At 55.0% G+C, this 11,257-nt stretch carries 13 protein-coding genes; 11 read left to right on the top strand and 2 right to left on the bottom strand.

Going from position 1 to position 11,257, the window contains the following annotated elements; all coding sequences use genetic code 11:
* Positions 1–192 precede the first annotated feature (192 nt).
* Positions 193–549, top strand: coding sequence for a hypothetical protein (locus Poly51_RS18140; RefSeq protein ID WP_146459154.1), 357 nt, complete (start codon positions 193–195; stop codon positions 547–549).
* Between the two features lie 125 nt (positions 550–674).
* Here the strand turns inward: Poly51_RS18140 and Poly51_RS18135 are convergent, their stop codons facing one another.
* Positions 675–1,061, bottom strand: a complete 387-nt coding sequence (locus Poly51_RS18135) for a hypothetical protein (protein WP_246114584.1) — start codon at positions 1,059–1,061, stop codon at positions 675–677.
* A 358-nt stretch (positions 1,062–1,419) separates the two neighbouring features.
* Between Poly51_RS18135 and Poly51_RS30535 the strand changes: the two genes are divergently transcribed.
* The 9 genes from Poly51_RS30535 (at position 1,420) to Poly51_RS18090 (ending at position 9,602) form a co-directional block, all read left to right on the top strand.
* The gene (locus tag Poly51_RS30535; protein ID WP_186775636.1) at positions 1,420–1,587 is read left to right on the top strand and encodes a hypothetical protein; all 168 of its coding nucleotides are present in this window, start codon (positions 1,420–1,422) and stop codon (positions 1,585–1,587) included.
* Complete coding sequence (locus Poly51_RS18125; protein WP_146459152.1) at positions 1,577–2,053, top strand: DUF2924 domain-containing protein; 477 nt, start codon at positions 1,577–1,579, stop codon at positions 2,051–2,053. Before Poly51_RS30535 ends, Poly51_RS18125 begins: the two co-directional genes overlap by 11 nt.
* Positions 2,050–3,396: a recombinase family protein gene (locus tag Poly51_RS18120; protein WP_146459151.1), complete on the top strand. Its 1,347-nt coding sequence runs from the start codon at positions 2,050–2,052 to the stop codon at positions 3,394–3,396. Before Poly51_RS18125 ends, Poly51_RS18120 begins: the two co-directional genes overlap by 4 nt.
* Positions 3,397–3,563: 167 nt before the next feature.
* Complete coding sequence (locus Poly51_RS18115; protein WP_146459150.1) at positions 3,564–3,878, top strand: hypothetical protein; 315 nt, start codon at positions 3,564–3,566, stop codon at positions 3,876–3,878.
* Positions 3,875–4,276: a hypothetical protein gene (locus Poly51_RS18110; protein WP_146459149.1), complete on the top strand. Its 402-nt coding sequence runs from the start codon at positions 3,875–3,877 to the stop codon at positions 4,274–4,276. Before Poly51_RS18115 ends, Poly51_RS18110 begins: the two co-directional genes overlap by 4 nt.
* Before the next feature lie 152 nt (positions 4,277–4,428).
* Positions 4,429–5,667, top strand: coding sequence for a hypothetical protein (locus tag Poly51_RS18105; RefSeq protein WP_146459148.1), 1,239 nt, complete (start codon positions 4,429–4,431; stop codon positions 5,665–5,667).
* Positions 5,576–6,763 carry a hypothetical protein gene (locus Poly51_RS18100; protein WP_146459147.1) on the top strand — a complete coding sequence of 396 codons (1,188 nt, stop codon included), beginning with the start codon at positions 5,576–5,578 and terminating at the stop codon, positions 6,761–6,763. The genes Poly51_RS18105 and Poly51_RS18100 overlap by 92 nt, the downstream gene beginning before the upstream one ends.
* Before the next feature lie 92 nt (positions 6,764–6,855).
* Positions 6,856–7,245, top strand: coding sequence for a BlaI/MecI/CopY family transcriptional regulator (locus Poly51_RS18095; protein ID WP_146459146.1), 390 nt, complete (start codon positions 6,856–6,858; stop codon positions 7,243–7,245).
* Positions 7,242–9,602, top strand: a complete 2,361-nt coding sequence (locus Poly51_RS18090; RefSeq protein WP_146459145.1) for a M56 family metallopeptidase — start codon at positions 7,242–7,244, stop codon at positions 9,600–9,602. Before Poly51_RS18095 ends, Poly51_RS18090 begins: the two co-directional genes overlap by 4 nt.
* 25 nt (positions 9,603–9,627) lie before the next feature.
* Here Poly51_RS18090 and Poly51_RS18085 read toward each other — a convergent pair whose 3' ends face one another.
* On the bottom strand, positions 9,628–10,347 hold the full coding sequence (locus Poly51_RS18085) for a hypothetical protein (protein ID WP_146459144.1): 720 nt from the start codon (positions 10,345–10,347) through the stop codon (positions 9,628–9,630).
* 238 nt (positions 10,348–10,585) lie between these two features.
* Here Poly51_RS18085 and Poly51_RS18080 point away from each other — a divergent pair, with 238 nt between their 5' ends.
* Complete coding sequence (locus Poly51_RS18080) at positions 10,586–11,203, top strand: hypothetical protein (protein WP_146459143.1); 618 nt, start codon at positions 10,586–10,588, stop codon at positions 11,201–11,203.
* Positions 11,204–11,257: the final 54 nt, after the last annotated feature.

Raw genomic sequence — 11,257 nt, 5'->3', positions numbered from 1 at the left:
GTCTCGCTGCCAACTTCGGAATCCCGTTCGCCACAGGACGATGATTCCAAAGCGAGTGGCGATCGAACGATTGGGCGTTGGTTTGGCGCGACTTCCGTATCCTCCGCACTGATAATACAGATCTTTGCCGTGTGGTTCAACTTTCCACTCGGAAAGGGAGGTACCATTCCAGGACCATGGGAACGAAGTGTAATGAGCTACATTTTGCTCGCGTTGTTCGGAATGTCTCTGGCTGAGGCATTACTCAGCGCAGTCAGGCTGGCCGTCGACCCCACCGCAATCGTGATCACTGATGAAGGCGTTCAAGGCTATCACGCATGGCTTCGTCGCTCATTCAAGTGGTGTGATGTTTCGCACGTACGCCAGTCAGGAAATCGTCTTTTGATCCATAAGCGAGCGACGTCCAAGCTGCTCCGAGAATGGAATCGCCACTCGCGACCAGGCGGACGCTACCACTGGTCGAAGCTTCTTGTCGTCGAACTTAACTGCGTCGATCAAAGTGCCGACTCCATCTTCGCCGAGATCAATCGCCATTGGAAACGTTCGTAGTGCTTAACTGGGTTCAGCCACCGGATCCGCAAGCCGCCAGCTTCGCCATCGCACAGTCAGACACTCGAACGAGCGAAGAAGCGACCGTTGGTATGCAGACGCCTTCTCCAGTGAACGTTCACACTTCAGTTTGAAACTGAATCGTCATTGACGCGGCGATGTTCCATCAATGCCAGCGGCGACAGTATCGCGGCAACGGGGACACCGAAGGCAGCGCCGTAGAGGCCGCCTTGGAAAAACGACTGCAAGCTTCCTGGCGGAAGGATCTCTGCGGTCGAAATCGCGAAGAAGCACGCGACGATCGCTCCGATTCCGCTGGCGACGATCGAAATTGGCTGGCCAAGCTTCTTACGCAACAGCAATGCAAACATGGTCGATGTGATCAAGCCGATCGCGATTCCGCTCACGCCTCTAGCCAGTGGCCATGACATCAGCCCGACCAATAGCATGGCCAACAATCCAATGGTTGTCGCCAACATTGTCCCCGATGCGATTTGAACTGCTGTTTTCATTGTGCTCTTTATCATCCTTCAAAAGAGCCCGCCGATGGCGGGTTGCTTCGCAGTTTCTGGTTAACCCTACCGAGTTCTCTCCTACATAACCCTGAGGGCGGGACCGTTTCGTTCGGTTCGCTAGGGATTGGTTTTAGGAGGAAGGGTTATATGGCGTTGGACTATATCCAGCCTGTTGTTCAGGTGCGGAAAGTGGCGAAATTGCTGGAGTTGGTGACGATTCGGGTCAAACGCGGCGAGATTCCAGAGACTTTGGAAAGTTCTCGCGAGATTGAGGAAACGGGACTTGAGATCTCTCCGCCGTCAGTGATCACTGTGTCTCGCGGTGACTGTTTTGCAACGGGCAAGACGGTCCGCGATGAACTCTCGAACAGTAACGGTGCTCCAATTGAGCGAACAACAACGCGAAGAGATCGCGACCATTTTGGCGCGGGCGATCCGACGAACCCTGGACAAGGCGGCAGCCAAAAGCACGCAAGACAAATCTCAACCCCCGAGCCAACCGGAGGTAGCTGATGAGTCCTAGTGCAGCATTTGAAATCGCCGAGTTGTCCGATCTGACGATTGACCAACTGGTGGCGAAGTTCGAGGTCGTTCATCAAGAGAAATGTCGTTCCCGAAATCGCAACTTCATCGTCCGCCGCATCGCTTGGCGGATCCAGGCGAACGAAGAAGGCGGACTCAGCGAACGAGCATTGCTTCGAGCCGGACCGATCGCCGACGAATCGGTGATCCGAGTGACTCCGCCGAAGCCGAAAGTCGGTGGCGACGTGGTGCGAACCAAGATGCCACCGAATTGGGATCCTCGGATTCCGCCACCGGGCAGCTTTGTCGAGCGGCGATACAAGGGCAAGATTCGGCGCGTGCTGATTCTGACCGACGGTTTTGAATACGAGGACGAACGTTTCGACTCTCTGTCGGCGGTCGCCAAATCCATCACAGGAAACCACTTGAGCGGCTTCCGATTTTTCAAGTTGGGAGAACACGCATGAGCAAGAAACCAGAAACGCAGCAAGTGAAAACGATCCGATGTGCGATTTACACTCGCAAGTCGACTGAAGAAGGTTTGCAACAGGAATTCAACTCGCTGGACGCACAGCGTGAAGCGGGCGAAGCGTTCATCGCCAGTCAGAAAGCCGAGGGCTGGCGTTGCTTGCCGGAGATGTATGACGACGGAGGTTTCTCGGGCGGCAACCTCGAACGGCCAGCAATGAAACGGCTGATGGAGGACATCGAGGCCGGCAAAGTCGACTGCGTGGTGGTCTACAAGGTTGACCGACTGAGTCGATCGCTGATGGACTTTTCCCGAGTGATGGAGACGTTCGACAAATTCGGAGTTTCGTTTGTTTCGGTGACGCAGCAGTTCAACACGACGCATTCGATGGGCCGGCTGACGTTGAATATTCTGCTGTCGTTTGCCCAATTCGAGCGTGAAATCATTGGCGATCGGATTCGCGACAAGATCGCCGCGATGCGAGCCAAGGGCAAATGGTCGGGCGGGATGCCGGTGCTCGGATTCGACGTTGACCGCAGTGGGACGAGTCCCAAGCTCGTCGTAAACGCAAACGAAGCGAAGCAGGTTCGCAAAATCTTCGAGATGTACCTGGAGTACCGTTCGCTGTTGCCGGTGGTGAAACGCCTTCAAGAATTCGGCTGGCCGAACAAGATCTGGCGGACCCGTACTGGGCGGACGCGCGGCGGCAGAGTGTTCGACAAGCCAGCAGTTCACTCACTGCTTACGAGTCCGCTCTATGTGGGTAAGATCGCCTACAAGGAACATGTTTACGAGGGTGAGCACGACGCAATCATCGACCAAGAAACGTTCGACGCGGTCGGCAAGATGCTGAAAGCCCACCAGAAAGGGAGGGCACAGCGGCTGGTCAACAAGTACTCGGCACTGTTGAAGGGCATCCTTGTTTGTCCGTACTGCGACTGCCGAATGGTTCACCGAACGACCAGGAAGAAGTCGAGCGTGTATCGGTATTACGCTTGCCAAACGACGGTGAAGAGTGGGGCCGATGCTTGTGAGATGGGGTCGGTCTCAGCCGCAATGATCGAAGCCGCGGTCGTCGATGAACTCCGAGTGGTTGTTGATGACCAAGGCTTGCGTGACGCGGTGTTCCAAGGATCGAAGGCATTGCTTGATAAAGAGCAAGCCGAAGTTGAAACGCTATTGGCTCAGTTAAAAGCTCAAGTCAACCGGGACACCGAGGAGGTTCGGGTGTCGTCTCGCCAGGGCGCGAGTTTACGCGGCCAATTGATGGTTCGTGGTAGCTTTGGGTGCGTAAGGTCGTATCGACGCCTCATTAGCCTTCAAGACCGCGCCATAGGTTGACTCCCACGTTTTTTTGTTTTGCAACATCAGTGTGACGCGGGACGCCCTTGTTCTGAAACACCAATCCGAGGTTACGCAATGCCGCGAAACCGACGCACCTCAATCAACCGTCAAACTGCGCCCTGAAGAGACCACACCCGGAGGTTCAACGAATACTGAAGCACGAAGTGTTCGAGAACCTGAACGATATCCGAGTCGAGGACTTGAAAGCCCGGATTGCGAAGGCGGAAGCCGATGTTGTTGTCGCGACGGAAAAATTGAAACAAGTCGCGGCCCGCCAACTCTCGCGGCTCGACATCGACATTGCGATGTCGGACTTCAAAGTGGTTTGGGCTTCGCTGACGGCGAAAGAACGTGTGCATCTCGTCGAGCTGCTCGTTGCGAGAGTCGTCTACGATCCTGACGCTGGTTCGATGGCGATCTCGTACCACCCGACGGCGATCACCGCGCTTGTCGAAGAGTGCGAGGAGTCGGTCGCATGATCACGGTTCGCAAGACGATCGCGGTGACGACATCGCGTCGCCACAAAATCGTCGACGAGAAGGAAGCTGTTCCGGGCACGCTGCCGCGAATCACGCGGCTGATGGCATTGGCGATTCGGTTTGACGAGCTGCTCCGGTCCGGTCGGGCGACGGGACTGCAGCACATTGCGGAGATCGGTCATGTGTCGCAGCCTCGCGTTTCGCAGATCCTCAGTCTGACGTTGCTGGCTCCCGACATTCAGGAAGAGCTGCTGTTCCTGCCTCGGATGAAGAAGGGCAAGCCGCAGATCTCGGAAAAACTTCTGCGCCCGCTGACGATGGAAATGGACTGGAAAAAGCAAGGTGTTTTGTGGGCTGAATTGCGGTCTGGCCCACCGTCAAAACCGGACCGGTCGTAAGGGCTGCGAAGAATTTTCTGGCGACGATGGACCAAACGTGTCACGGGACATGTGTCTGATAAACAGGAGCACGGAGTTTGCTAGCAAGCGCTAGCCGCCTCGCCATTCCCCAAGGATGTTCATCGCCAAAGCTGATTTTTCATGAGTCCCAAATGCCTGCTTTCCGATCACCGAGTTTCCTCAACAATGACTTCGGATCTGTCGACCTCGATCTACTTCGCGACTTTCTGCTGCCGTTCTCCGACTACTTCGTCGCGCGGAACTTCACGATCTCAGCCGACACCAGTTTCGACGAAGACCAATTCAAAAAGCTCGCACGTCTGCTGAGGACACCGACGCGGTCCGCTCCCAGCGAACTGATCGAAGCTCAATTTCACATCGACGAAGTCGCCAACGATCGAGGAATGGAGTCCTTGATCTTGGCCTATTCCAAAGCCGGCATTCCGCTGCCAACGAACGACGAACTAACGCCGGCGGACCTGGCGATGCGAACCTGGATGATTCATCCCGAATTGCTGCGACGATCGAACTACGAGCGTATCGCGACCGGCCAGCGTTCCTTTCGGCACTACATGAATCGGCACGAGAAACCGATGCCGTTTCAGTTGCCGACCACGGTCGTCATCAATGCGATGGAGAAACGCTTGTCGACATTTAACCGCGATCGGCACCGTGGTGGTGGGACAGCGTTGTGGATGCATGACGTGGGCGACGTTCTGGCATTCGTTGTCCGTCGTGGCGAAAACCTGAAACGCGGCGAATACATCGAGGGCGAAAAGAGTCGCTATCAAGTCCAACGACCGGCCGGCTACGACACCATCCTCGTTCAAAAGCAGCTTGGCGAGTTGCACGTTCACGCTTCGTTGATCAGTGAGCACCGTGAATACTGCCGTTTGATCGGCGAACAACTGTTCGGTGACGAGGACTTTTTTCCAACGTCGGAGTTGTTTGACCTATCGCCGATTCATGAACTCGGTGAAGACATTGAATCGCCAGCTTTCATCGACGGAATCGAATCCGTTCAGCTCGATGAAGTCACTGAAGTGTTCATGGGGAGTCAGAACCTAACCAAGACCTTTCGTGGGCGACGCATCTTCGTCCAACTGCGTGAACACCAGCAGCAACTCACTCTCGGTACCCGGATCACGAAAGCGAAATTTCGATTCACTTTGCGGGACTACCCCGAAGTCACGGCGACGATTCACTCGGGCAACACTATTTCGTACTCGCGACAAGTCGGCGTCGAACTGATCGAAGCCTGGATGACTCACCACGGAATCAAGACTACCGGACTACCTCGTGACCCTGCAACACCTACGACTTTGGCAAACGCTCTCTCGGATTCCAAGCCTGCGAGCACCACGGCGAGCGTGGCAGGTCGAGCTGGGTGAACATTGGGAACTGTGCCACCAGTTCCTTTCCGCGACGCCAGACCTGGCTGCATGGACGCTGGCCAGTGATGTTGTCACCGCATGCGACGTCATCGAGCACGATGACGGAACCTTCGTCGGCATCAATCGTCTTCAAGGCGAGGTGTTCGACGTTGATCGGAATGCGTTGACGATTTGTACGTTCAGCGTTCCAAAACTCGGCAAAACGTTGATGCCGTTGCTTGGTGGGCGCGCCGAGAGTTTGTCAGCTATTCCGAATGGATCTGTTCAGAAACTGGGCCGGCTACCGCCTCGCTTCGCGTCGACGACCGTTCATTTTTGCGCTCGTACAGATCAGACGTCGCTTATCGAAACGGCAATGAGTGTTGGTGCGAGGACGGTACTGCTGGTCCCGTCGCTCGCTGGGACTTGCATCGACCTTGACTCAATCGAGCGAACGTTCGAGGTCACGGTCATCGCCGCCGATGATCTGTTCTTCATCCAAGAGGGGGCGATCATTGTGAGTACCGCGGCGTTGGACGAGCTTCGCTACCGACTCGGACTGGGCGAAGATTCTCCTCTAAACTCGTTCCGCATGACCGGCGACCACTGGGAGATCTGTTTCGAGAAGAATCGGTTCGTGCTCTCCGATGCGATTGGCATGTGGTATCTCGCAGAGTTTTTGTCTCGCCCAGGGAAAGCACTGAATCCCGTCGAACTCGAGAACGCTCGCACTGGGATCGCGGCTCGGTCTTCCACCAGCGGTATGGGCGAGGCATTCGACGAAGACGCTCGCCGTGAGTACAAGCGGACGTTGGCCGATATCAGTGCCCGCATCGCGGAAGCAGAACGCAACAACGATGCAGGTACGCTAGAAACGCTGCAAACTGAGCAATACGAGATTCTCTCGCAACTTCAAAAGGACACTGGTAGGAACGGCAAAGCCCGAGTCTTCACCGACGAATCCAAGTCACGCAAGAATGTAAGGCAAGCCGTTAACCGTGACATCAAACGCATCGCCGAGCACCATGTTGATCTGGCTGAGCACTTGACACGCGCGTTCAAAGGAAACGCGATGTGTTACTCTCCCGATGATGTCCCCGCTTGGGAAGGCTAAGCATCCAATAGTAAGATCTCGGTAACTGATCTTGTGCTATTTCCGATTACGGTCGTAAACTGTTTACATCTGTCATCGAAAAAGGAAAACTCATGCAGCTATCAGACGCGGAATGGATCGTCATGAATCTCATTTGGGATTCAGGTCCAACAGAAGCAAGCGACGTCATCGCGGCGCTCGGATCTGACAACGGTTGGTCCGACGCGACGGTCAAAACCATGCTTCACCGACTGGTGAAGAAGGGTGCATTGACGACCGAACAAATCGGCAAGAAATACCGCTACACCGTCGCGGTGCGTCGCAGCGCCTGTGTTCGTAAAGCAAGTCGCTCGTTCTTAGACGTTGTCTTCGGTGGCGATGCCACGCCGGCTCTTCTGCACCTCGTGAAAACGTCCAAGTTGAGCGAAGACGAATTGACTCAACTGCGTGAAATGTTGGACTCCAAAACAAAGAACTTCAAAAACAAGGGATCAAAGGAATGATCGAACGAATTGCTGAACCGTGTTCTGAAGTGATTTACTTCGCGTTTCTTGCCAGTTGGCGTGCGTTACCTGTTTTTGCGATCGTCGCTGTTTTGGCGATGGTTCTCCGCAAACAAGTGCCCGCACGCTACTCGTGCTGGCTCTGGCTGATTGTGGTCGCAAGGTTATTGCTTCCCGTCTCGGTGGAATCACGGGTGGCGATCAGTGCCATTGCTGACAAACCAATGCAAACGCTGGTATCAGGTGAGCAAGAAGTCCAATCGGAATCGAGTGGATTCGATACTTTCACCTACGAAGACGACGACGGGAAATCGGTCACGGTTGCTCTTCTTCCACCCGGTGCCACGGCAGAGGAACAGGCAGCAGCCGATGCTGTCGTTGCGCAGATCACCGCGGAAGAAGTCGCCCTGCGTGAGTCGGCCGTAGCCGGGCAGGAGTTCAATCAGGTGGATGAAGGTGAGTCCTACTATGGAGTGCTGGCGACAGTATTCAATCTGATGGGCTACACAATCATCTTAGGTTTGCCAGTCATCGGCATCGTGCTGCTTCTTCGCCACTTCGTGTCACATGCTCGCTTCGCTTGGGCACTGCGGTCGCACCCGCTCGTCACGGATCGGTCGACTGTCGATTGCATGTTGCGGGTTTGCGATGAGCTTGGTGTCGGACGACGTCCGAAACTGAAAGAGGTTCCGACGCTGCATGCCCCTGCGATGTTTGGATTGTTTCGGCCTACCGTGTGCCTTCCTCGAAAATGGCGAGAGGAGCTGACAACCGAACAAATCGAATGGGTGTTTCGTCACGAAGTCGCTCACGTCAAGGGTCGCGATGGACTGTGGCTTTCACTGGCAACCGTGGCAAAGGCGATTCAATGGTTCAACCCGTTGTCTTGGATCGCCGTCTCCAAGCTGCAACAGAGTATGGAACGATCCGCTGATGAACTCGCGACGCTGCATTTGAATGAGACACAGATTCGCGAGTACGGCGAACTTCTGCTTCAATTTGCAACTGGCGGGCCATCGCCGCGCGGTTATTTGACATCCGGACAGCCGACAATTGGTCTTCTCGCGATGGCGGCACCGAAAGGTCTCGGGCGGCGAATCGAATCGTTGGGAACGCCAGTTCATAGAAGAAGTTGGCTTCGAGGATTGGTGGCAATTCCTGCGATCGGCATGGTTGCCATCTGTGGATTGACCGACGCCAAACCGATCGAAACGCCCGCTATAAAGCCACGACCCGTTCCGAATTTCGAGGTTGCGTTGTCTGGAGTCGAATGGAAACGTACTGACGGCTCAAATCAGTCCCCTACTCCCCAAGACACCCGAGTCGTTTCCATCAATGTCGAAAATGCGATACGTAAAGCGAAGGAGCTTGAGCCGGGGATTGATGCCGAGCGATTTGTGCTGCATTACTTCGCGATGTACCCGGTGACTGCAGATCAGCGTGCCGAAGCAAGAATCACTGACGGCGTGATGACAGTCGAAGTAACGAAACAGCAAGAAACGCTGATGAGGCAAATGCTTTCGGCATTCGAGCAGTCGGGGCTTTGGCAGATTATCACTGAGCTCCGGGTAATCGACACAAACATAGAGCTGCTTGATCAATTCGACTGGACAACTTCGGAAGCGACAGCACGCTTCGCCCGGCTTGATCATTCACCGGTCTTAGACGATCCAGAAGGCTGGGCGGAAGCGACGCTCTCACTCGATGCGTTGGGTTTGCAGCCAAGTACAAACGAAGACTACCAGATTGAACAATCAGCTTCGATGCCGATACGCGCCGCCAAGATCAGCCGGCTGCAAAGCGAACGATTCATTCGTCAACTGCAACTCGACAGTCGGTCGAACCTCATGCAAGCTCCCAAGGTCACGATGTTCAACGGCCAATGTGCCGTCATCAGCGATGTGTCCCAACGACCATTCGTCACCGATGTGTGGGAGATTGCTGGTGACAAAGCGACGGCGATGCAGCCAAAGATTTCTGTCTTTGAGGACGGTTGGAAATTTTTGTTGAAAACGACCGTTTCGCCGGATGAGGAAGTGAAGTTGCAGATGGTTTTAACTCAAGCGAGTGTTGAAGGAGTCAAGCTCGCGAGCCTACCGAATTCGCGTAGTAATGATCCGAACCAACGAGTGACTATCCAAGTGCCAACGGTTAAGTCGGATTCAATCGCCGTGGAAAGCATGCTGAAAAAGTCGGAAGCGTTGCTAGTGTTCTCGCCCAAACCGTATTCGAGTGAGTCTGATGAGGACGATACCAACAGCGACTCCGGCACTGGTCAAGTATTCATGATCCGTACGCAACTTATCTCAGATCACGAATTCCTGAAGGGCTTCGTCTCCGAGCAAGATAATGATTGATAGGGACGATTTCTTCATTTGCATTTTAGGCGATGCACATCATATAGAAACCCAGCGAGCCTACGGCAGAGTTCAGCATGACAAGCAGTAGGTACGCGATCGTTCGTTTCGGACCCAGGCGAATCATCCAGATGCCGATCAGAAGCTCGACTGCGGTCAGTAGAAACGCCAGCCATTGTGATTCTTGGAAGTGTTGGCCGAACAGTTGACTTAGGAACGCCGCCGGAAGAAAGGCTGGCATTCCGGCGATCATAACTGCCAGTGTTGGCAGTAGGCGGTCGAGTTCGTCGTACCCGACGACCCAGGCGTATGGCAGGATCAAACACGCGATCAGTGCCGATGCGGCCATGCAATGCGGTGGGTTTCTTACGCAGAACCAAATTAAGTATGCGTACGCTCCGACGCACGCTATCCCACTCAACACGAGTGGGAACTTTGCAAACAGCGGAATCGCCACTGCAACACCGGCGGTGATCATCAGCAATGAGCGAACGGAGAATCGCATTGTCTTTGGTGGGGCGTCTATTGGCGTTTTGGTCCCGATGGGCAACCAAGGCAGAGCAACGCAAAAGACTGCGGAAGCAATCGCCGACCACAGCGGAACCTTCCACAGCAGCGGCGACGGGCGGCTTTGGTCGGAGTCGGTCCAGGCATAGAACCCTGGAAGAAACCAGCCGACGAGCAAGCTCACCGCGCTGAAAAGCGGGAAGATCGGAACTCGCGATGCCAGTTTGGAAATTTCCATACTTCTTCGAGAGCCCGTTTCGGCTCTGCCACTGCGCCTTTTCAAAAAACAACAAAATTCCGAACGACTCACGCCATGTGCCAAAGACTCACGTCATGAGTCGCCGTGACTCCAGCTGAGAGATTCGCCTTCGAGCTGATCCCGCTGGCCCGTGTTTCTCTGTGAACGATCGTCCGTTTGCAGCACGGTATTCGCTGGCCGGAGTCGTCGAACGAACCTCCAGCCGGAGGATATTCGTTTGAAAACTCAGGAAGTCTCAAAAGTCAGCGACATCGACTGGAAGTACATCCAGGCCAATATCCGCTGTCAAGCATGGCGTGGCTACAAGGCCGGTGCGTACGCTCGGCAAGAACTCCGCGACATCGAACAATCGTTGTGGACGATGGTCGAGCGGTATCTCGAAGATTTTACGCCCGAGCGTGCGACGTTCAAAACGTACATCGACATGATCGTCTCGCGGGCACTCGCCAGGATCCTTGATTCTCGCAAAACCGCGTTTCGCACTCCGCCCGGCGGACCTGTCGTTTCACTCACAACGATGGTCGACGATCCCGACGGTGGCCCGCCGGTTGAATTGGCTTCGGCACTTTCGCTGGAAGATCGCGACCGCGCCATCGGCAGAGAGACTCGCAGTGAAGAAGCGGTCTTCGAGGAAGTCGAAGCGTTTCGCGTTGTCTTCGCTGAGTTGCCCGAACATCAGCGGGAGCTCTGTCAGCAAGTGATGGAACACGGACGCATTGCAACGCAAAAGCAGTCCGGCATGACGCGACGCGCCTTCCACTCGATGTTGCAGGACATCCAGCAGCGGTTCATCGACGCTGGCATCACACCGCCGCGCGACAAACGCTGGAAATAACGGCGTTCTGAAAGTCGCTCTGCATTTTCTGGTCATACCCCCGCCTCGTTCGCC

This window comes from Rubripirellula tenax, from assembly GCF_007860125.1.
Lineage (GTDB): Bacteria > Planctomycetota > Planctomycetia > Pirellulales > Pirellulaceae > Rubripirellula > Rubripirellula tenax.
This window is presented reverse-complemented; position numbering and strand designations above follow the sequence as displayed.